Genomic DNA, 20,559 nt, shown 5'->3' with positions numbered 1-20,559 from the left:
CGCAACAGAGTCCTCACGTTCATCACTGGCACCCCTCGATAACCTGCGCGCGGCACAGCCAGTTGTCCGGGAACAGCCACGGCAGGCCGACTTCGGCGTAGTTACCGTTGCTGCCCCAGGCGTTGGCCAGGTACCGGACCGAGGTCGGCGCGATGGACAGCAGCCGGTCCAGATTGTCCTTGTTCTTCTGCAGCCCTTCGGCGACGGTGTTCAGCTGGTCGAGCGTGGGCCCGAGCTGACCGTCGTTCTCCGCACCGATCTCCTGCAACTGCCGGGTCAGCATCGCCACATTGTCGAGCAGCTGGCGCAGCAGGCCCTGGCGTTCCATCACCCGGTTGGCGATCGCCTCGCCCTGGGTGATGATCAGCAGCACGCTGTTGCGGTTGTCGGCGAGCAGTTGGGTGACCTTGTTCAGGTCCTTCAGCAGGCCGTCGACCTCGGTCTTGCGTGCGTCCATGACCTTGGCCAGCGCGCCGACGGAATCGAGCGCCTGCGCCAGCAGCTCCGGATTGCTGAGCTCCTGGTTGATCAGGTTCAGCGATTCGTTCAGCTTCTTGGTGTCGAGCTGCTCGAACTTCGGCGTACCGATCTGCACCACGTCGGCCAGGTTGTACGGAACCTCGGTGTTGGACTTCGGGATTCGCTTGCCGGGCAGGCCGGAGCCGTCACCGGGCTCCAAATCGACATAGCGAGCGCCGAGCAGGGTGGCCATCTTGATGGACGCGCGCGCGTCCGGGCCCAGCTTCAGGTCGCTCTTGACGTTCAGTTCCAGCAGGACGTGATCGCCCTCGATCTTCGCGCCCGCCACGGTGCCGACCGGGACACCGGCCACGTCCACCTTGTCACCGACCCGGATACCGGCGGCCTGGGCGAATTCCGCCTTGACCGTCTGATCGCCGACGCCGAGCAGCCGGAAGACGCTGGAGACCACCAGCAGCACCACGACGACGGCGGCACCGAGGATGCCGAGCCAGAAGTAGCGGTTATTGTCGAATCTGCGCTTGAATTTGGTCATCATGGCCTGCACACCGCCGAATGAGTTTTGCCGCCGAGTCCGGTCCGCTCGAGGAAGCCGCGCGGGAACAACACCCCGTACAGCGAGATGTCGAGGTGGCAGAGGTAGGCGTTGGCGAAGGTGCCCTCGGAGGTGAAGACGCCCGCGTTCGCCAGGACGGCCGGAAGGTCGACCGCCGCCTGATCCAGCTGCGCACCGGTGTTGATCAACAGGGTCAGCGCCGCGTGGGTGGAGTTCTGTGCCTCCTGGATCTTCGGCTGCACGTTGCCCATCATGTCGACCAGCGAGCTGGTCGCGTCCGCGATCGCCACGGTCGAGGTCTGCAGCGACTGGCCCTGCTCGTACAACCCGCCGATCAACGATCGGGTCTGGGTCACCAGGGTCTCCAATTCATCACCTCGCTTGGCCAGCCCCTGCATCACGCCGGACAGGTTGACGATCACATCGGTGAGGATGGCGTCGCGCCGCTGGAAGTCGGTGGCCAACGCCGCGGCCTGGGCCACGAACGCGCTCAACGAGACTCCGTCGCCCTGCAGGGCCTGGATGAAGGTCTCCGACAGCCGGTTCACCTGCTCGGGCTGCAATACCTGGAACAGCGGCTGGAAACCGTTGAGCAGCGCCGACACGTCGAACGACGGTTCGGTGCGCTCGAGCGGAATGGTCGACTTGTTCTTCAGCGGCTGCGGCGCGGAGGACTTGCCCGGGGCCAGCGCGACATAGCGCTGGCCGATCAGGTTCTGGTAGCGGACCAGCGCTTTGGTGTCGTCGTAGAGCGTCTGATCGGACTGCACGATGAAGGTCACCTTGGCGTTGTTCTTGGCGTCCAGCTCGATCGTCTCGATCTTGCCGACGCGCACACCCGCCATCCGGACGTCGTCGCCCTCGCGCAGACCGAGCACGTCGCTGAAGACCGCCGAGTAGGTCCGGGTGTCCCCGGGCACGATGCGCGCCAGGGTGTTCCAGACGACGACGGTCACCAGGATCGAGACGATCGCGAACAGCGAGAAGCCGATAAGCGGCTTTTTGATACTCACTGCCTACCCCCTGTAGGAGTCACTTGCAGGGTTCCGTTCCTCATGATCGTGCTCAGCAACAGGACTTCCGACGGTGTCGGCTTGCGGCCGAGCAACTGCGTCATCGCGTCCTCGCCCTGGTAGGCGATCGGCGCCGCGGCCGGCTTGACCTCCTGCGGTTCCGCCGGCGCGGCGGGGGCCGGCTGACCACCGCCGAGCATGCCCGGCAGCCACGGGAACAGTCCCTCGAGCGGCGTGCCCGCGAACGGCCTGGTCGGATCCTGTGCGGTCGGCGCCGGCGCACCCTCGGTCGTCAGACCCGGGATCATCGGCAGACCGGGGATCGGCACCAGCGCGGGCAGGCCCGCGGCCGAATCCAGCTTGCGCGGCTTCAGGTTCTCCGGCAGCGGCGGCAGGATCGCCTCGGTGGGCGCGGTAGCGCAACTCGGTCCGGCCAGCTCGCCGTAGCGCGGGCAGTCGGCGACCGTCCACGGCTTGTACGGGGTGAAGGTCAGCCCGAGGTTCCACACCATCTGCTGCTGGGTGCCCCAGGTGAAGACGGTGTTCAGCTTGGCGGTCGAGGTGCCCAGGTTCAGGATCGCCTGGGTGACGGCCTGCGGATCCGCGGCGAGCGCGCCGAAGGTGTCACTGGTGCCGGCCGTGAGCTGCTTGCCCACATCAGGATTGCGCGCGAACAGGTCGTTCACCTTGTCCACCGTGGAGCTGGTGCCGGTGATCAGCGCGACCAGCTGGGCACGGCGATCGGCGATGGTGCGCGCGGTCTGCACCGAGCTGTTCACCACGTCGAGCAGTTCCGGCGCGGACTGGTTCAGCGCGTGCAGCGAGCCGGCGAAGTCGCCGAGCAGTACACCGAGATCCGGGATCGACTCGTCCACCGACAGCAGCCAGCGATCCAGCCGCTCCACCGTGGAGCCGGGCATCCGGCCGCTGCCGTCGAGCGCCTGCGACAGCGTCCCCAGCACGCGCCCGAACTGCACCGGGTCGATCTTGTCGAGCACTTTCTCCACCGAGGTCAGGGTGTCCTGCAACGCGATGGTGCCCTGGCTGCGGTCCTCCTCGATGACCGAGCCGTCGCGCAGGAACTCGTCGGCGGGACCGTTGAAGACCAGCTCGACCGAGGTGACGGCGAACAGGTTGGACGGCACCACGCGTGCGGTGACATTGGCGGGAACGCCCTTGGCCAGTTCGGGTTTCAGCTCGATCTGGACTTTCTGCAGCTCGCCCCGGGACGCCACGTCGACGCCCTTGACCGCGCCCACCAGCACACCGCGGAACTTCACGTCCGCTTTCGCGGGCAGCCCGTCACCGGTGGTGGTCAGCTCCGCGACCACGTTCACCTTCGGTACGAAATAGCCGCGATACCTGGCCATCAGGAAGCCCATGATCAGCGCGAAGACAACGAGTCCCGCCACACCGGCCAAGAGCAGCTGCCGCATCGTGGGCCCGCGCCCACTCGGATCAATGATCATCTCGCCCTACCCCGATATCCGGATTCCGGCGTCGACGCCCCAGATCGCCAACGTCATGAACAGGTCCGCGAAGACGACCAGGATGATGCACATCTTGATCGCGCGGCCGGCCGCGACACCGACGCCCTCCGGACCACCCGAGGCGAAGAAGCCGTAGTAGCACTGGATGAACGTGGTGATCGCGACGAAGAGAATCGCTTTCGCCAATGAATAGAGCACGTCGGTAGGTATCAGGAACTGGTAGAAGTAGTGCGCGTAGGTGCCGCTGGCGGTGCCGCCGATCATCTGCACGGTGAGCGAGCAGGAGATGTAGGCGACGGCCAGGCCCAGGCAGTACAGCGGGATGATCGCCACGATCGCGGCGAAGATCCGGGTACTCACCAGGTACGGAAGCGGCCGGATCGCAATGGATTCGAGCGCGTCGATCTCCTCGGAGATGCGCATCGCGCCGAGTTGCGCGGTGAACCGGCAGCCGGCCTGCGCGGCGAATGCCAGCGACGCCAGCAGCGGTCCCAGCTCACGCGTGGTGGCGAAGGCGGAGATGGCGCCGGTGATCGGGCTCAGCCCCAGCAGATTCAGCGAGGTGTGGCCCTGGATCGCGACGGTCATACCGCCGAACGCGCTCAGGATGACGACGACGCCGATGGTGCCGCCGCCGACCACTAGGTTGCCGTTGCCCCAGGTGACGTCCGAGAGCAGCCGCCACACTTCCTTGGGGTAGTGCTTGAGCGCCAGCGGAATCGAGCCGAGCGACCGCAGGAAGAAGAAGACCTGGTGGCCCAGGCGGGCGAGCAGGTCTACCGGGGCTTGACCGGCGCGCCTGAGTTGCTGAAGCGGCCGCAGCAGCGGCGGCACATAAGTTGAGGACACCGGCTCAGACCACCTGTGGGGGGAAGAGAGTGTTGTAGATCTGGGTGATGATCAGATTCACCCCGAACAACATGATCGCGGACGAGACCACTGCCGAGTTCACCGAATTGGCGACACCACCCGGGCCACCGCGCGTATTCAAGCCGGTGTCGCAGGCGATGATCGCCGCGAGCAGGCCGAAGATCAGCGACTTGAGCAGCGCGACGAACAGGTCGAAGGTGACCGCGAACGACGAGAAGGTGCCGATGTAGGAGCCGGGGGTGCCGTTCTGGGCGAAGATATTGAAGATGTAGCCCGTCAGGAAGCCGACGAAAACCACGAAGCCGCAGAGCAGCACGCTGACCAGCATGGCGGCGCCGAGCCGGGGGGCCACCAGGCGGCGCATCGGGTCGACGCCCATCACCTTCATGGCGTCGATCTCTTCCCGGATGGTGCGCGAGCCGAGGTCGGCGCAGATGGCCGAGCCGACCGCGCCGGCGATCATGATCGAGGTGACCAGTGGTGCACCCTGCTGAATGATGCCGAGACCATTGGCCGCACCGATGAACGAGGTGGCGCCGACTTGACCCGCGACCGCGCCGACCTGGATCGAGACGATCACGCCGATCGGGATGGCGACCAGCAGGGTCGGCGCCGCGGCGACGTTCGACATGAAGGCGCACTGACGGATGAATTCGTTGAACGGGAAGCGGCGCCGGAAGATCGCGATGAAAAGCTCCGCGACAGCGGCGATTCCCATGGTGATCTGACGTCCGAAGGTCTCCAGCGACTTCTTCGGATGGTCTTCCCAGTAGCCCCTCGTCCAATCGACCGCATCACTGAACCGTGACCTCGGTGGACTCTTGGTCGACTGCAACTTCGCTACCCCTCTCGACGCCAGGTTGGACAACCCCGACGACTGTTTGCTTGACGCACCTTACTACGGAGTAGTGCGGAACACACCATGGTCATGTGATTGCAGTCATAGATTGATGTCACTGCATGGAAAAATGCCAGCAGTGCCTGTCCATTATTTGGGACACGCCCCAAAAAGCCAGGCAAAGTTCTAGAACCCGTGACAGCTCACCTGCGACGTTACGACCAGGTCCCGAGTATCTCCGAGTGTTTACCAGGAAAACTTTCATCTAAAAAAGCCCTGTTTTCAAATGCCAATTGGACAAACGGATGTCGTTCCCGGAATACAAATTCGGGCACCGATCAAACGGTTTCAATAGGGCCTCGCTATCAGCGACACAGACCCCTACCTGACGCGCCCGGCACCGAATACTGACACGATGGGTGCGACAGATTGATATCGTGCGGGCTTCCGACGTCTGGAGGGACATGTTCAGCAAACTCGCCAAGGCGGCACACGCCGTCCTCGCCGTAGCCCTGGGTGCGGCGTTGCTCGGGACGGGCGCTGGAGCCGCGCAAGGCGCGCCCGCCCCGCCGGTCCTGGGTGGTGGCTCCGGGATCATCATCGACAACCAATTCGAATGCACTGTCACCACGGTCGGCCACGACAACGCGGGCCGGCTCGTCGGGCTCACCGCCGGCCACTGCGGCGACGCGGGCGCCGAGGTTTACGCCGAGTCCGATCGCGACGCGGGCGTGATCGGCAGATTCATCTACTCCAACCACGACCTCGACTACGCGGTGATCCAGTTCGATCCGGGCAGCATCGTGCCGGTGAACCGGGTCGGCGGCGTCACCATCACCAATGTCGGTGGGCCGCCGCAGTTCCCGATGGTCGTCTGCAAGGAAGGCCGCACCACCGGCAACACCTGTGGCCTGGTGTGGGGCGACGTGTTCGACAGCAAGATCGAGACCTGGACCCAGATGTGCGTCGTGGAAGGCGATTCCGGCGCACCGGTGGTCGTCGGCTCGACACTGGTCGGCATGGTGAACGCCTACCTCGCGCTGGCCTGCTTCGGTCCGGAGGTCGGCACCAATATGACCGTGATCATGGACGACATCAACGCCCGCGGCGGCGTCGGAGCTGGTTTCCGGCCTATCTAGGTTGACGATCGGTACGAAGGGCGGACGCGTGAGCGTCCGCCCTTTGTCGTTGCCGGGCCCTTACCTCGTTGCCGGGCCCTTACCTGCCGGGCCGGGCTTTCAGGACCCGGTCAGCGACCGGCGGGGGGCGACCGCCGGACCGGAGATCGCGCACTGTGGAACGCAGTCGACGCGATCGAGCTCGGGCTTCTTGCGCAGCGTCGCCGGTGTTTTGCGCTCCGGGCGCAGCAGCACACCCGCCAGCAGCGCGCCGGCCACCAGCAGCCCCACGCAGATCCACATCGCCGTCGCGAAGCCACGATCGAACTCCGTTGGGTCGGAGAGCGATCCGGAGATGCCCGCCAGGCCGGGCAGCGCCGCCACCGCCAGCAGCTGGGCGGTGCGGGCGACCGCGTTGTTGACGCCGGAGGCGACACCGGCCTCGCTGGCCGGTACCGCACCCAGCACGGCTCCGGTGAGCGGGGCGACCAGGACCGCGAGACCGAGCCCGAAGACGAGCACGCCGGGCAGGACATCGGTGAGGTAGACCGTGTCGGGCCCGATGCGCAGCAACAGGATCAAGCCCGCGGCGGCCAGCAGCGGACCGAGCGTCATCGGGATCCGGGCGCCGTGCACCTGCGCCCAGCGGCCCGCCGGTGCCGACAGCACCAGCATGATCAGCGTGATCGGGACCGTCGCCACCCCCGACATCAGCGGCGAATAACCGGCCACCAGTTGCAGTTCCAGCACGAGCAGGAAGAACACGCCGCCCAGCGCGGCGTACACGGCCAGGGTGACCAGATTGGCCGCGGTGAAGACCCGTGAGCGGAACAGCGCCGGCAACACCAGCGGATGATCGCTGCGCAGCTCGATCACCACGAAGGCGGCGAGCAGCAGCAGGCCGCCGACGATGAGCAGCGCGTTGACCTCGATCAGGCCGAAGGTCAGCGCGCCGAGCGCGAGCGCGACCACCACCGCGCCCGGCACATCGAGGCGGTTGGTGGCGTCCGGATCCCGGCTCTCGGGTACGTGGCGCAGCGCTACCAGCACGACCACCAGTACCAGCGGCACATTGAGGAAGAAGATGGAGCGCCAGCCCACCACATCGATGAGCCAGCCGCCGAGGAACGGACCGAGCGCACCCGCGACACCGCCGAACCCGGACCACAAGCCGATCGCGGCGCCCTGGTCACGACTGTCGATGGAGGAGGAGATCAGCGCCAGGCTGCCGGGAGTGAGCATCGCGCCCGCGATGCCCTGCAGCACGCGCGCGGCGACCAGCATCTCGATATTCACCGCGGCCCCGCACAGCACCGAGGCGATCGCGAAACCGACGGCGCCCCAGAGGAACACCTTGCGCCGGCCGAGCCGGTCGCCGAGCGAACCGCCGAGCAGAATGAACGCCGCCAGCGTGAGCGTGTAGCCGTTCAACGTCCACTGCAGGCCGGCCACGTCGGTACGCAGCTCCTCGCCGATACGCGGTAGCGCGATATTGACGACGGTCGCGTCCAGCGAAGCCACGGACGAACCGAGGATGGTGGCGAGCAGAATCCAGCGGCCGGTGGCCGACTGCAGGCGGGGTAGCTCCGAGAGGGTGCTCACCGGTACAAACTAGCCACCGGAACCGACAAGTCGGGGCTACATGTCGGAGACGCAGACCACGAATTTACGTTCCTTGTAGGTGAATCCGGAGCCGGTGCCGCAGGAGGCCACGGCGGTGGTGTTCTGTTCGATGCTGACCACCTTCACGCCCTCGACGGCGGTCTCGGTGCAATCGATGCGTTTGGGGTCCTCGCCGCCGACATCCATGCAGTCGCCGACCACCCAGTCGATGTCCAGGCACAGCGCACCGGTCTGTATCCCGTTGCGCTTTTCGGCGTAGTAGCTGTCGCGGTCGCTGACGCACTCCGAGGTGTTGGGCACCTTGCCGATGACCTTGTAATTGGAGGTCTTGCTGCCGCACGCGACCTTCTCGATCTTCGGATCGTTGCTGGCGCCGCCGAGACTGACGCAGTCGCCGACGGCCGCGTCGAAATCGATACTGCCGCCCTGGTCCGGAGCGGTGGGACTGGCCGTCTTGCTCGTACTCGACCGGGAACTCGAACTCGGTTTGGCCGTGGCGGTTTTCGTGGTGCTGGTCCCCACCGCGTCGACGGTCCCGTCTCCGATCGGCTTCGCCCGGCCTTCGATGGTCTGCCCGCACGCGGCCAGCGCCGCCACGGCCACCACGGCGCTGACGCCCAGCGCGAGACGCTCAAGTAGACGAGACACGTACAGTCCTCCCGAGCTGCCCGCCGAAATAACACGCCATGCTTACATAATCGCCGCCTGCGCGTCGACTCGTAACGACGCCGCCGCGCCGTGCCGGGTACCAGTAGAAACGCAAATCTTTCAACTTCGCCCGTTAGGGTGGGGACGACCGGTGGGAAAGGGGCAGTCCGTGAAGCTGATCAGCGCTGTCGGTGTGGCGTCCGCCGCGGCCGGAGCCTCGTTCCTGCTGCCCGGGCCCGCCACCGCCGCCGATGTGCACTGCGCGTCCGACAGCGGCTTGGACATCACCGTCATCGACGGCCGCACGGCCTGTCGTGCGGTCACCGACACGATCGGGCAGGCGCGGGCCGCCGGTTTCGACGGTGTCGGCTATGCCAATGCCACGCTCGGCGCGGTCGCACTCGGCATCGGCGCGGCCGGTGGGGTCGGCGCCAGCGAAGGGTCGGGCGGCATGCCGATCGCCATCGGGCTGGGCCCGGACGCGATCGCCCTCACCGCCCTGTCCGGCACCGGCCCGCCCGGCGACACCCTCGGCATCGCGATCGCGGTCAACGGGTCGCGGGCGCAGGTCAGCAGCGCCGAGAACACCGTGGTCTGCCTCGGGTCGGGCGCCTTCGCGTGGAACTCGGCCACGGGGGCGAGCTGTCTGGCGACGCCGTTCGGGTTGCGCGCCTAGAAACACCTCCCAGACGTGATCTTCGTCACGAACCGGTTTGGTGTTCCGGTAAACCGTACGGACGGCCGGGATCCCGCGGCCCCCGGGACTCGCCGAGGTGACCGGCACCTTTGGTGAATGTTGGCTACTACCAACGACTTCTGTGTCGTAGGACACACCGGCCGGTCGGCTCGTATCAATCTCGAATCGCGCTGGATTCCGTTCACGCCCGGCAGGTAGGAAGGACGGACGGGGTCGGGTCAGTTCTACCTATTTTCTTGGAATGGATGAGGTACCTATGCATGCCGGTTCGCACAACAGGTCGTCGCCGAGATCGCAATCCCGGCTATCCCGCCGCCTGCGGCAGGGCGTCCTATTGTCCGCGGCGGTGGCAGCGGCCGGTGCCCTGATCGTCGCGCCGGCTCAGGCCGAACCGCTGATCCCCGGTTTCCCCGGGCTGGGCTCCTCGGCCACCGATCCCGCGCCGAAGATCACCTTCGCGCCGCCGAGCATCAATATCGCCGACGGCGAGACGGTGGGCGTCGCGCAGCCGATCATCATCAACTTCAAGGATCCCATCGCCGAGGGCGACCGCGCGGCCGTGGAGAAGGTCATCAAGGTGACGTCGTCCAAGCCCGCGCCCGGCCACTTCACCTGGTGGGGCGACAAGCAGGTGCGTTTCCGGCCGAACGATTTCTGGCCGGACAACACCGAGGTGACGGTCGAGGCGGGCGGCACCCGCAGCGCGTTCCGGATCGGTGACGCGGTCATCGCCACCGCCGACGACGCCACCCACACCATGACCATCACCCGCAACGGCGAGGTCGTGCAGACCATGCCCATCTCGATGGGCAAGCCGAAGCACGAAACCCCCAACGGCATCTACATCGTCGGCGAGCAGCTGCGGAAGATGACGATGGATTCCTCCACCTACGGTGTGCCGATCACCGATCCGGAGGGCTACAAGGTCGAGGTCGAATACGCCACCCGCATCTCCAACAGCGGCATCTTCGTGCACGCCGCACCGTGGTCGGTCGCGCAGCAGGGCGTTTCGAACGCGAGCCACGGTTGCTTGAACGTGAGCACCGAGAACGGCCGCTGGTTCTTCGAGAACGTCAAGCGGGGCGACCCGGTGATCGTGCAGAACACCACCGGCGGCACCCTCAACGCGCGTGACGGTCTGGGCGACTGGAACTGATCCGCACCCGCTGATACCCGAAGGGCCACCGGTTTCCGGTGGCCCTTCGTCGTTCCCCGGGAACTTAAAGATCAATTCGGCGAATTCGCTGACCGGTTTGTCCGCTCCTTGGTTCACTTGCGCGCATGCGCACACGGGGACGGCAGGAGGCCAAGCCGGCGGGGCGGGTAGGGACAGTGTTCAGCTCGCCGCCCGGCGGCGTTAACTCTCTATTAGCTGCGCGCCGTAAGGCTTCCGCGGTGCGATCCAGACCCGAGCGTGTACTCCCGCAACCCCGAGGTAAGGGTTGGCGCGGACGGCCGTGGCAGGACTACGCGCTGTTCTTCGTGCTGGTAGCTCCGAATCTCGCGCTGCTCACGCTGTTCGTCTACCGGCCGCTGGTCGACAACATCCGGCTCTCGTTCACCGACTTCAATATCTCCGACCAGTTCGTCACCTACATCGGATTCGAGAACTACACCGAGTGGTTCGGCCGCGACGACTCCTGGCAGATCGTCTCCAACACCCTGATCTTCACCGTGGCCGCCGTGGCCGGATCCATGGTGCTGGGTCTGGCACTGGCGCTGCTGCTGGACCGGAAGCTGTTCGGCCGCAATATGGTCCGCTCGGCCATCTTCGCGCCGTTCGTGATCTCCGGCGCCGCCATCGGCGTGGCCTTCCAGTTCATCTTCGATCCCAGCTTCGGCCTGGTGCAGGATCTGCTGCACCGGATCGGCGTGGACAAGGTGCCCGACTTCTATCAAGACCCGGACTGGGCGCTGTTCATGGTGACGGTGACCTACATCTGGAAGAACCTCGGCTACAGCTTCGTCATCTATCTGGCCGCGCTGCAAGGCGTTCGGGCCGAGTTGATGGAGGCCGCCGAGATCGACGGCGCGAGCCGCTGGACCACATTCACCAAAGTGCTGCTGCCGCAACTGCGTCCGACGACGTTCTTCCTGTCCATCACGGTGCTGCTGAACTCACTGCAGGTCTTCGACATCATCAATGTGATGACCCGCGGCGGGCCGCTCGGCACCGGCACCATGACGATGGTCTACCAGGTGTACGAGGAGTCGTTCCGCAACTTCCGCGCGGGCTACGGCGCGACCGTGGCCACCATCATGTTCCTGGTGCTGCTCATCGTGACGCTGGTGCAGGTGCGCATCATGGATCGAGGCGAACGGTGAAAACTCCTGCTGTGGAAACACTTTCGTACCGGCGCCGGCAGCGCCTGGTGACGGTGCTCGGCTACGCCGCCATGGTGTGCGTACTGATCATCGTCGGGGTGCCGCTGTTCTGGATCTTCATCACCTCGTTCAAGGCGCGCCCCGACATCTATGTGCAGCCCGCGGTGTACTGGCCGCACAGCTGGCATCCGGAGAACTACAGCGAGGCCACCACCACGCTGCCGTATTGGACCTTCCTGCGGAATTCGCTGGTCATCACCGGTGTGATCGCGGCGGTGAAGTTCGTCCTCGGCATCTTCAGCGCCTACGGGCTGGTCTTCCTGCGCTTCCCCGGCAAGACCTTCGTGTTCCTGGTGATCATCGCCGCGCTGATGGTGCCGAACCAGATCACGGTGATCTCCAACTACGCGCTGATCGCCCAGCTAGGCTGGCGAAATACCTTCCAGGGCATCATCGTTCCGCTCTGCGGCGTCGCCTTCGGCACTTTCCTGATGCGCAACCACTTCCTGTCACTGCCGAGCGAAGTGATCGAGGCCGCGCGCATGGACGGCGCGGGCTGGTGGCGCCTGCTCACCCGGGTGGTGCTGCCGATGTCCGGGCCCACCATGGTCGCGTTCGCGGTCGTCACGCTGGTCAACGAGTGGAACGAATATCTCTGGCCGTTCCTGATGGCCGACACCACCGATGTCGCGACACTGCCCGTCGGCCTGACTCTGCTGCAGAACACCGAGAATCCGAGCGTCACCAACTGGGGCCCGGTGATGTCGGGGACATTGCTGACGATGCTGCCGATCCTCGTGGTGTTCCTGCTCCTGCAACGTCACATGATCAAAGGCCTCACCTCGGGTGCGGTCAAAGGTTAAGGAGATCCAGGTGTCCCGATCACAGCACCCATCCACCCCGCCCGCGGCGCGGTCCGCCGATTCCCGGTTCCCGGCGCTGTCGCGGCGCGGCTTCATCGGCTTGACCGGCGCGGCCGCCGCCGGCGCCCTGCTCACCGCGTGTGCGGGCGGCGGCAGCGGCAGCAAGCAGGGCGGTGACAGCAAGACCATCTCGTTCTGGTCCAACCATCCCGGCACCTCGAAGGATTTCGAGCTGGAGCTGATCAACCGATTCCAGGCCGCCTATCCCGACCTGAAGGTGAACCTGGTCGACGCGGGCAAGAACTACGAGGAGGTGTCGCAGAAGTTCAACGCGGCGCTGTCCGGCGGTGATCTGCCCGATGTGGTTGTGCTGTCGGACGTCTGGTGGTTCAACTACGCGCTCAACGGCACCATCGAACCGCTGGACGGGCACTTCGGCGACGCCGGGGTGAAGCTCGACGACTACGTCGACTCGCTGGCGGCGGACTACCTGTTCAACGGCAAGCACTACGCACTGCCCTACGCCCGCTCGACCCCGCTGTTCTATTACAACAAGGACGTGTGGTCCAAAGCCGGTCTGCCGGACCGCGGTCCGAACAGCTGGCAGGAGTTCGACGAGTGGGGTCCGCGGATTCAGGCCGTCGTCGGCCCGGACAAGCTCGCGCACGGCTGGGGTGACGCCAAGAACTACCTGGCCTGGACCTTCCAGGGACCGAACTGGACCTTCGGCGGCGCCTACTCCGACAAGTGGACGCTGAAGTTCAACGACCCCAACACCATCAAGGCCGGTCAGTTCCTGCGGGACATGATCCACACCAAGAAGTACGCGGGCATCAAGCCGCAGATCGCGGTCGATTTCGGCGCCGGCGTCATCGCCTCCTGTATCGCCTCCACCGGCGATCTGCGCGGCATCACCAAGAACGCCGAGGGCAAGCTGAGTTTCGGCACCGCGTTCCTGCCGCACCCGAACGGTCCGGGCGTCACCACCGGCGGCGCGGGCCTGGCCATCCCGTCGCGCATCTCCGATGAGCGGAAGGTGAACGCGCTCAAGTTCATCGAGTTCATCACCAATGCCACCAACACCGCGTACTTCTCGCAGAACACCGGCTACATGCCGGTCCGCAAATCGGCGGTCAGTGATCCGAGCGAGCAGGAATTCCTGGCGAAGAATCCGAACTCCAAGGTCGCCATCGACCAGCTGGCGGTGACCAAGTCGCAGGACTACGCCCGGGTATTCGTGCCGGGCGGCGACCAGATCATCGGTACCGGGCTGGAACAGATCGGTCTGCAGAATGCCGACCCGGCCACGGTCTTCGCCGGAGTGACCACCCAGCTGCAGGCCATCATCGACCGGCAGATCACCCCGAAACTGCCCAAGTAGCAACACGTCAGGAGACAAACAGCATGGCGACAGTGCACTTCGACGGGGTGACGCACCAGTATCCCGGTGCGCCGAGCCCTGCTGTCGACAACCTCGAACTCGACATCGCCGACGGGGAATTCATCGTCCTCGTCGGCCCGTCGGGCTGCGGCAAATCCACCAGCCTGCGCATGCTCGCGGGCCTGGAATCGGTGGAGCGGGGCCGCATCCTGATCGACGGCAAGGACGTCACCGGATTGCCGCCCAGGGCCCGGGACGTCGCCATGGTCTTCCAGTCCTACGCGCTCTACCCCAATATGACCGTCGCCGAGAACATGGGCTTCGCGCTACGCAATATGGGAATGAGCAAGTCCGACACCAAGGTCCGGGTGCTGGAAGCCGCGAAAATGCTCGAACTCGAAGCGCTGCTGGATCGCAAACCGGCGAAACTCTCCGGTGGCCAGCGGCAGCGGGTCGCCATGGGGCGCGCCATCGTGCGCCGCCCGCGGGTCTTCTGCATGGACGAGCCGCTGTCCAACCTGGACGCCAAACTCCGGGTCAGCACCCGCTCGCAGATCGCCGCCCTGCAAAAACGGCTCGGCACCACCACCGTCTATGTCACCCACGATCAAGTCGAGGCCATGACGATGGGGCATCGGGTCGCGGTCATGCTCGACGGCAAACTCCAGCAGATCGCCGCACCGCGCGAGCTCTACGACAACCCGCTGAACACTTTCGTCGCCGGCTTCATCGGTTCACCGGGCATGAACCTGCTCGAGGCGCCCGTCGAAGATGGTCACGCGGTGCTCGAGGACCTCCGGATCGCGGTGCCCAACAACAACTCCCAGGCCCGCGTGATCATCGGTATCCGCCCCGAATCCTGGGAAGTCACCACCGATCCCGACAACAGCCTGGCGGTCGACGCCGAACTGCTCGAGGAGCTCGGCGCCGAATCCTTCGTCTACAGCCACCCGATCACCGCGGCGTGGTCCAGCCGCTCCGGGAAGGTCGTCGCCCGCGTCGACCGGCACTTCCAGATCGCCCTGGGCGAGCGGCTGCGGCTGCGGCCCAAGCTGGACGAGATCTTCTTCTTCGACGCCGAGACCGAGCAGCGCCTGCGCTGACTCACTCGGACGGTTTCAGCTTCGCCCGCATCAGATAGACGTTGTAGCTGTCCCACGCCGACATGGTGAAGTAGAGATCCTCGCTGGTGGACCAGGGGTGGATGAAGCCGCCGTAGGACTTCGGATAGTCGGCGGTGGTGACCAGGGTCGCGGCTTCGGTCCAAATACCCTGGGGCGCGGCGGCATTGCGGACGACGATGGCGCCCTTACCCGGGTCCAGGTAAACCATCTGCCATTGTTCCGCGGCCGCGTCGTAGCGGACCGAGATCTCGCTCGCGAGCCCGAGCACGATCGGGTCGGCGCCGTTTTCGGCGGCGGGCGCCCAGTTGCCGTCGACCCAGTACTGGTAAGCCGACTTGTTGAGCACCTCGGCCTTGGGCACGCGGGCCAGCGCGATCATGCCGATCCGGCCGTTGGGTGTGCCGAACATGTAGACGTAGTCGCCCTGCGGGACCATGGCGGCGACCTGGAAGCGGCCGCGGCCGAACATGTTGTCCCACTTGGCATGCTCGTCTTTGACCCAGGTGCTGCCGCCGTCGTCGGAGTAGGCGATACCGCCGTAGTTGGTGGACCACAGCCCGGGGATGCGGCTCCAGCGGTTCACCGACATGTAGCTCAGGTACTGGCGGGCACCCAGTGCGAATCCCGAGGTCGGGATGACCGTGGTCTCCCAGTTCTTGATCTTGCGACTGGCCAGGAATTCGGCCGCGTGGCAGCGGCTGTCCTGCACGAAGGAGTCGATGGTCAGACCGTCTTCGAGGTGACGGTCGGTGCTGAACCCGAGCACATTGCTGCGCCAGTCCGGGCCGCCCGCTCCGCCGGTCACCCAGCCGGCACCGAAGGTGTCGCCGAAGACCACGGCCACCTTCCCGGGCTCGGTCTCCCACATCAGGCCCAGGTCGGTGCCGTCGACCTGCCAGCGCAAATCGGTACGGTTGAGCGAGCCGTGGCCGGTGACCTGGCTGACCAACTCCACCCGCTCGACCTGCGGGCCGGCCACCGGCTCGGCGACCGGCCCGGGTTCGGCGGGGTGCACCACCCGGGGCGGAGCAGGCTGCGGTTCCGCCCCGTCGTCGCCCGGATACGGGATCGGAATGGGCTCGATCTCCGGCTTGATCTCCAGCCGCGGCAGCTCGAACCGGCCCGAACCCGAACTCGAACCGGAACCCGACCCGGTGTCCGGTGTCTCCGGTTCCGTCGATTCCTCGGGCTCGGGAGTGTCCCGGACATCCGGACACGGGTTGCGGCACGGATCGGCGGGCAGTGGCTCCGACTTGACGCGCGTGTTGTCCTGCGGCGGATCGGGCACCGGCACCGGGGTGAACTCGGGGACCGGCACCGGAATCTCGATCCTCGGCGGAATCTGGACCGGCGGCGGAGGCGGCAGACTGGGGTCGGGTTGCCGCAGCAGCGGATCGAAGCCGACCTCGCCGCACAGATTCACCGGCGGCGGCGCCCACGGATGCGGGTCGGCCTGCGCCGGGGACGGCACGCAGAGCAGTCCGGCTAGGACCGCTCCGAAGACCACTGGCGCATCCAGTTTCTCCGGCAGCAATCCCATGATCTGTTGACTCCCTGGTCGATTCGGCTCGTACGGGGGCAGCGCGGGAGGATCAACTTACCCGAGTCGGTGCGCGGGCGCGGGAGGCCGGGCGGTCGGAATACATTCGATATGGAACCGGAAACCGCTGGCCTGCGTCCAACTGGATATGAGCGATATCGAATACGTCTTCGGGACGGGTGACGGTGAGGTCCATGTCTGGTCGTCACCGGCGGATCTGGAATTGGCCCGCACCGGCACGGTCGACGCGGTGCAGTTGGATTTCGACGGCGACGGCCTCCTCGACGACGCGCTGTGGGATACGCACGGCACCGGTGTCGCCGATGTGGCCGCGCTCGACCTGACCGACGACGGAATCCTCGACCACTTCTACACCGACCCGTCCGGCCTGGGCACCTGGAATCACCTGGTCACCGGCTTCGACTCGGCCAACGAGCCACTGGAGTGGACCATCCGTCCCGAACCGGGGCTCGAGACCGAGCCGGACCGGGGGCCGGCTCCGGACAATATCGTGACCGCCGACCTCGATCGCGTACTCGCGGAATATCCTGTCCTGCCCCATGATTCGCTGCGCGCACCGCTGCGCGAGTTCGAACCACCGGAGCAGGCCGAGGACTCCTGGCGCAACGACTAACGCGCCCGCCGCGCATTCAGCGCGATCGCGACTATTCCGGCGAAATACACTGCCGCACCGGCCGATACCACCGGCAGCGATCGTCCGTCGGCGGGAATCGCCAGCGCCGCAACGGCTATCGCCAGTACGAAGGCGATATTGAAGACGGTGTCCTGTAGCGCGAACACCTGCCCGCGCCGAGCATCGTCGATATCGATCTGCATTGTCGCGTCACCGGTCAGCTTGATCGTCTGCCCGGCCAGCCCGAACAGGAACGCCCCGGCCAGCAGCAGATGCTGCGCGTACTGGGCGATCGGCCCGGACTCGGCCACCGCGATCGGCGTGACCAGCATCAGTTGCACCAGTGTCGCGGTCAGCAAGCCCGCCACCACGGTGCGCGGCCGTCCGAGCCGCGGAATCACCAGCGGCGCGACGACAGCGGCCACCAGCATGCCCGAGGCGACCGCGGTGATCGCGACCCCGAAACCGAGCAACCCACTGCCCAGTCCCGAGCCGCCCGCCGGTGGCTGCCGCAACACCAGCACCATGATCAACGTGTTGGTGCCGAACACGATTCGATGCGCCCCGATGCCGATCATCGCGGTGGTCACCTGCGCCGACTGCCACACCGCCGCCGCTCCGGTGCGCAGCCCCGTCGCGATCGCGCGCACCGCGCTCTCCCGGCCCGCGGTTCCGTCCGCCGGCCCGAGCACCCGGGCCCGGAACCCCGTCGCGAGCAGCGCGCCGAGCACCGATCCGGCGGCGCTCACCCCGACCGCCACCGCCGCGGCGAAATCACCCGCGCCGAGCACCCCGATGATCCCCACCGCGGCCGCCGCGCCCACCCCGGCACATCCCGAAGCGACCGTCGCGAACACCGAGTTCATCGGCACCAGCCACTGCTGCGCCAGCACCCGTGGCAACGCCGCCGACACCCCCGCCAGCACGAACCTGCTGATCCCGACCACCGCCAGCGCGCCGAGCAACAGCGGCGTCTCGCCGATCCCGGCCAGCAGCCCCAGCGCGACCGCGCCGATCAGCACCGCCCGCGCGATGTTGGCCACCAACAGCACCGCGCGCCGGTCCCATCGATCCAGCAGCGCACCGGCATACGGCCCGATCAGCGAATACGGCAGCAGCAGCACGGCGAAACCGGCGGCGATGGCGAGCGGATCGGTCTCGCGCTCCGGATTGAACAGGATCGCGCCGGACAGCGCGGCCTGGAACATCCCGTCGCCGAACTGCCCGGCGAAACGCATGATCGCCAAGCGCAGCACACCCGGACTCGCGCGCAGCGCGGTGCGCAACGGCACCGACTCGGGCGGGGCGGAGGCTGTCGACATCGTGCTGATTGTGCCGTGCCCGATCGGCGGTCGTCGCTGAGCCCTACCTGGTTACGCCGCGCTATCGCCTCGGGCTCCAACCGCGCCGCGGTAGTTCAGGCCCGGTGCGACTGATCCAGCGAATCGACCAGAACCCGGATGGTCTCGCGGGTATCGGGCGCGAACGGCAGCACCTCGAGCGCGCCCGCGTCGATCCAGGCGTGGGCGTCGTGCTCACCCGGTGCCAATTCCACCCGGCCGGGCTCGGCTTCGACGATGAAGGAGAACTTGCGCACCCTGGCCTTGGTGCGGGTGGCGTAGTCGACGCCGCCGAGGAACTCCACGATGCCGCGCACCCGAAGCCCGGTCTCCTCGTGCAGTTCCCGGACGACGCACTCGGCGAAGGTCTCCCCGGCCTCGACGCCGCCGCCCGGCAGTTCGTACATCCCGCCGTAGTAGGCATTCGGCACCCGGCGCACCACCAGCAGCTTGTGGTCACGGAAGACGGCGACGCCCACCACGAAGTCGGTGATGCCCTCGGCCCGCGCGCTCGCCCGCAGGTCCCGCTCGATGTGTTCGAGTGTCTCGGGCCGCATCGTGAGTCACCTCCGGTTCCGTTGTCGCGCGGATACTCCTCACCTGGAGTTCACCCGGGAGTCGCTGGGTAAAATGCCAAGTGCAGGACAATTTACTCGGAATCCGGGGTACCCCGTCGGCGGTGCTCCACCCGGAAGCGCTGGTCGGAGAAGGAGGGACCCCGATGTCCACGCTCACGACTCCCCATATCGACATCCACCGCGGCGGTGACCGCATGAAAACGCGGATATCGTGGCTGGACTCCAAGCATTCCTTCTCCTTCGGGGAGCACTACGACCCCGAGAACACTCACCACGGGTTGCTGCTGGTCAACAACGAAGACGTCGTGTTGCCGGGTCAGGGCTTCGAAACCCACCCGCACCGGGACATGGAGATCGTGACCTGGGTGCTCGGCGGCAGCCTGGTACATCAGGATTCGCTGGGCCACAGTGGCGTTATCTATCCGGGCCTGGCTCAGCGAATGAGCGCGGGTACCGGCATTCTGCACTCGGAGAAGAACGACTCCTGGCGACTGTCCGACGCCGCCGCCGCACACGAGGACCCGGTCCACTTCGTGCAGATGTGGGTGGTGCCGGATGAGCCCGGCCTGACCCCCGGTTATCAGCAGCTCGAAATCGATGCCGAACTGGCGGCCGGTGGACTGGTCACCGTGGCCTCGGGCCTGCCGCGCTATCGCGATCGCACCGCCATCGCCATCAACAGCAGCCATTCGGCGTTCCATGTGGCGCGGATGCCGGGCGTCGAAGGCACACCGCAGGTCATCGATCTTCCCGACGCACCGTATCTGCATGTGTTCGTCGCGCGGGGCGAGGTGGAGATGGAGGGTGTGGGTCCGCTGTACGAGGGTGATGCCGTGCGGCTCAGCAGATCCGGCGGTCAGCGCGTCACCGCCCGCGAGCCCGCCGAGGTTCTCATCTGGGAGATGCACGCGCGCCTGGGCGGGCAGTAGTTCATTCCGTCGCGGGTTCCCGGATCCGGGCCGAGCAGGCCCGGGTCGCCGCGACCACGTCACCGAGCAGTGGGCGGAAATCGCGTTGCGGCGGGTCTATCCACAGGCGGTAGTCGGCTTGCTCGTCGGCGGGGGAGGGCAACACCACCCGGGTGCCCGGCAACGCCACCGACGCGCACACCCGGAACAGATCCGAGAACAGCGCCGTATCGAGAAACGAGCTGTCGGTCGGTCCGGTCAGGAACGTCCAGCGCCCTGAACGCGGGTGCGCGATGACCGGCCCGGTGCTCGCCTGGTCGCGGGCCAGCAGTGCCCGCACCCGTTCGCCGAGCGGGGCCGGCATGACGACCGCGCCTACGGCCCCGACTTCCAACATGATTCGGCCGAGCGCCGGATCGACCAGCCCGTATAGCCCATGGTCCTTGCGATATCGGCGGCACCGTGCGATGGCATCCTGGGTCGCCGCGAAAGCTTCGGGACTGCCGGGATCTGTGCGGGACGTACTCATGACG

The 20,559-nt window shown here is 66.4% G+C and carries 20 protein-coding genes; 9 read left to right on the top strand and 11 right to left on the bottom strand.

What is annotated here, in order from left to right; translation table 11 throughout:
- Positions 1 to 22: 22 nt before the first annotated feature.
- The 5 genes from BJ987_RS05910 to BJ987_RS05890 are packed head-to-tail and all read right to left on the bottom strand — an operon-like array spanning position 23 to position 5,244.
- Positions 23 to 1,015, bottom strand: a complete 993-nt coding sequence (locus tag BJ987_RS05910) for an MCE family protein (protein WP_209885406.1) — start codon at positions 1,013 to 1,015, stop codon at positions 23 to 25.
- Positions 1,015 to 2,049 carry an MCE family protein gene (locus BJ987_RS05905; RefSeq protein WP_209885404.1) on the bottom strand — a complete coding sequence of 345 codons (1,035 nt, stop codon included), beginning with the start codon at positions 2,047 to 2,049 and terminating at the stop codon, positions 1,015 to 1,017. The genes BJ987_RS05910 and BJ987_RS05905 overlap by 1 nt, the downstream gene beginning before the upstream one ends.
- The gene (locus BJ987_RS05900; RefSeq protein ID WP_209885402.1) at positions 2,046 to 3,518 is read right to left on the bottom strand and encodes an MCE family protein; all 1,473 of its coding nucleotides are present in this window, start codon (positions 3,516 to 3,518) and stop codon (positions 2,046 to 2,048) included. The genes BJ987_RS05905 and BJ987_RS05900 overlap by 4 nt, the downstream gene beginning before the upstream one ends.
- A gap of 6 nt (positions 3,519 to 3,524) precedes the next feature.
- Entirely contained in the window at positions 3,525 to 4,388 is an 864-nt protein-coding gene (locus BJ987_RS05895) for an MlaE family ABC transporter permease (protein WP_209885400.1), read from the bottom strand.
- Between the two features lie 4 nt (positions 4,389 to 4,392).
- Entirely contained in the window at positions 4,393 to 5,244 is an 852-nt protein-coding gene (locus BJ987_RS05890; protein ID WP_209885398.1) for an MlaE family ABC transporter permease, read from the bottom strand.
- Between the two features lie 467 nt (positions 5,245 to 5,711).
- Between BJ987_RS05890 and BJ987_RS05885 the strand changes: the two genes are divergently transcribed.
- Entirely contained in the window at positions 5,712 to 6,386 is a 675-nt protein-coding gene (locus BJ987_RS05885) for a S1 family peptidase (protein WP_209885396.1), read from the top strand.
- 99 nt (positions 6,387 to 6,485) lie between these two features.
- Here the strand turns inward: BJ987_RS05885 and BJ987_RS05880 are convergent, their stop codons facing one another.
- Together BJ987_RS05880 and lppU are read right to left on the bottom strand one after the other, a co-directional pair.
- Positions 6,486 to 7,967, bottom strand: coding sequence for an MFS transporter (locus BJ987_RS05880; RefSeq protein WP_209885394.1), 1,482 nt, complete (start codon positions 7,965 to 7,967; stop codon positions 6,486 to 6,488).
- Between the two features lie 36 nt (positions 7,968 to 8,003).
- On the bottom strand, positions 8,004 to 8,636 hold the full coding sequence (lppU, locus tag BJ987_RS05875; protein WP_209885392.1) for an LppU family putative lipoprotein: 633 nt from the start codon (positions 8,634 to 8,636) through the stop codon (positions 8,004 to 8,006).
- A gap of 169 nt (positions 8,637 to 8,805) precedes the next feature.
- Here lppU and BJ987_RS05870 point away from each other — a divergent pair, with 169 nt between their 5' ends.
- The 6 genes from BJ987_RS05870 (at position 8,806) to BJ987_RS05845 (ending at position 15,005) form a co-directional block, all read left to right on the top strand.
- Positions 8,806 to 9,312: a DUF6764 family protein gene (locus BJ987_RS05870; protein ID WP_209885390.1), complete on the top strand. Its 507-nt coding sequence runs from the start codon at positions 8,806 to 8,808 to the stop codon at positions 9,310 to 9,312.
- A gap of 277 nt (positions 9,313 to 9,589) precedes the next feature.
- Entirely contained in the window at positions 9,590 to 10,489 is a 900-nt protein-coding gene (locus BJ987_RS05865; protein ID WP_372446928.1) for a L,D-transpeptidase, read from the top strand.
- A 239-nt stretch (positions 10,490 to 10,728) separates the two neighbouring features.
- On the top strand, positions 10,729 to 11,658 hold the full coding sequence (locus tag BJ987_RS05860) for a carbohydrate ABC transporter permease (protein WP_209885386.1): 930 nt from the start codon (positions 10,729 to 10,731) through the stop codon (positions 11,656 to 11,658).
- Between the two features lie 71 nt (positions 11,659 to 11,729).
- Complete coding sequence (locus BJ987_RS05855; RefSeq protein ID WP_245366587.1) at positions 11,730 to 12,521, top strand: carbohydrate ABC transporter permease; 792 nt, start codon at positions 11,730 to 11,732, stop codon at positions 12,519 to 12,521.
- Positions 12,522 to 12,597: 76 nt separating this feature from the next.
- Complete coding sequence (locus tag BJ987_RS05850) at positions 12,598 to 13,902, top strand: ABC transporter substrate-binding protein (RefSeq protein WP_209897903.1); 1,305 nt, start codon at positions 12,598 to 12,600, stop codon at positions 13,900 to 13,902.
- A gap of 23 nt (positions 13,903 to 13,925) precedes the next feature.
- A complete protein-coding gene (locus BJ987_RS05845; protein ID WP_209885382.1) occupies positions 13,926 to 15,005 on the top strand; it encodes an ABC transporter ATP-binding protein in 1,080 nt (359 codons plus the stop codon).
- Position 15,006: 1 nt separating this feature from the next.
- On the opposite strand, the gene BJ987_RS05840 is transcribed toward BJ987_RS05845, so the two are convergent.
- Positions 15,007 to 16,566 (bottom strand): glycoside hydrolase family 183 protein, encoded by a 1,560-nt coding sequence (locus BJ987_RS05840; RefSeq protein ID WP_209885380.1) that lies wholly within the window; start codon positions 16,564 to 16,566, stop codon positions 15,007 to 15,009.
- Positions 16,567 to 16,714: 148 nt separating this feature from the next.
- Here BJ987_RS05840 and BJ987_RS05835 point away from each other — a divergent pair, with 148 nt between their 5' ends.
- Positions 16,715 to 17,200, top strand: a complete 486-nt coding sequence (locus BJ987_RS05835; protein WP_209885378.1) for a hypothetical protein — start codon at positions 16,715 to 16,717, stop codon at positions 17,198 to 17,200.
- Here BJ987_RS05835 and BJ987_RS05830 read toward each other — a convergent pair.
- Together BJ987_RS05830 and BJ987_RS05825 are read right to left on the bottom strand one after the other, a co-directional pair.
- Entirely contained in the window at positions 17,197 to 18,522 is a 1,326-nt protein-coding gene (locus tag BJ987_RS05830; protein WP_209885376.1) for an MFS transporter, read from the bottom strand. The genes BJ987_RS05835 and BJ987_RS05830 overlap by 4 nt on opposite strands.
- Before the next feature lie 95 nt (positions 18,523 to 18,617).
- Positions 18,618 to 19,097 (bottom strand): NUDIX domain-containing protein, encoded by a 480-nt coding sequence (locus tag BJ987_RS05825; protein ID WP_209885374.1) that lies wholly within the window; start codon positions 19,095 to 19,097, stop codon positions 18,618 to 18,620.
- A gap of 164 nt (positions 19,098 to 19,261) precedes the next feature.
- Between BJ987_RS05825 and BJ987_RS05820 the strand changes: the two genes are divergently transcribed.
- Complete coding sequence (locus tag BJ987_RS05820) at positions 19,262 to 20,047, top strand: pirin family protein (RefSeq protein ID WP_209885372.1); 786 nt, start codon at positions 19,262 to 19,264, stop codon at positions 20,045 to 20,047.
- A gap of 1 nt (position 20,048) precedes the next feature.
- On the opposite strand, the gene BJ987_RS05815 is transcribed toward BJ987_RS05820, so the two are convergent.
- On the bottom strand, positions 20,049 to 20,555 hold the full coding sequence (locus BJ987_RS05815) for a hypothetical protein (protein WP_209885370.1): 507 nt from the start codon (positions 20,553 to 20,555) through the stop codon (positions 20,049 to 20,051).
- Positions 20,556 to 20,559 lie beyond the last annotated feature (4 nt).

Origin of the sequence: Nocardia goodfellowii, assembly GCF_017875645.1 — a bacterium.
Taxonomy (GTDB): domain Bacteria; phylum Actinomycetota; class Actinomycetes; order Mycobacteriales; family Mycobacteriaceae; genus Nocardia; species Nocardia goodfellowii.
This window is presented reverse-complemented; position numbering and strand designations above follow the sequence as displayed.

Excerpts from the sequence above, each read along its gene's own strand:
- BJ987_RS05910 (WP_209885406.1), bottom strand. The coding sequence starts at position 1,015 with ATGACCAAATTCAAGCGCAGATTCGACAATAACCGCTACTTCTGGCTC.
- BJ987_RS05900 (WP_209885402.1), bottom strand. The coding sequence starts at position 3,518 with ATGATCATTGATCCGAGTGGGCGCGGGCCCACGATGCGGCAGCTGCTC.
- BJ987_RS05885 (WP_209885396.1), top strand. The coding sequence starts at position 5,712 with ATGTTCAGCAAACTCGCCAAGGCGGCACACGCCGTCCTCGCCGTAGCC.
- BJ987_RS05865 (WP_372446928.1), top strand. The coding sequence starts at position 9,590 with ATGCATGCCGGTTCGCACAACAGGTCGTCGCCGAGATCGCAATCCCGG.
- BJ987_RS05855 (WP_245366587.1), top strand. The coding sequence starts at position 11,730 with ATGGTGTGCGTACTGATCATCGTCGGGGTGCCGCTGTTCTGGATCTTC.
- BJ987_RS05845 (WP_209885382.1), top strand. The coding sequence starts at position 13,926 with ATGGCGACAGTGCACTTCGACGGGGTGACGCACCAGTATCCCGGTGCG.
- BJ987_RS05840 (WP_209885380.1), bottom strand. The coding sequence starts at position 16,566 with ATGGGATTGCTGCCGGAGAAACTGGATGCGCCAGTGGTCTTCGGAGCG.
- BJ987_RS05835 (WP_209885378.1), top strand. The coding sequence starts at position 16,715 with ATGAGCGATATCGAATACGTCTTCGGGACGGGTGACGGTGAGGTCCAT.
- BJ987_RS05830 (WP_209885376.1), bottom strand. The coding sequence starts at position 18,522 with ATGTCGACAGCCTCCGCCCCGCCCGAGTCGGTGCCGTTGCGCACCGCG.
- BJ987_RS05825 (WP_209885374.1), bottom strand. The coding sequence starts at position 19,097 with ATGCGGCCCGAGACACTCGAACACATCGAGCGGGACCTGCGGGCGAGC.
- BJ987_RS05820 (WP_209885372.1), top strand. The coding sequence starts at position 19,262 with ATGTCCACGCTCACGACTCCCCATATCGACATCCACCGCGGCGGTGAC.
- BJ987_RS05815 (WP_209885370.1), bottom strand. The coding sequence starts at position 20,555 with ATGAGTACGTCCCGCACAGATCCCGGCAGTCCCGAAGCTTTCGCGGCG.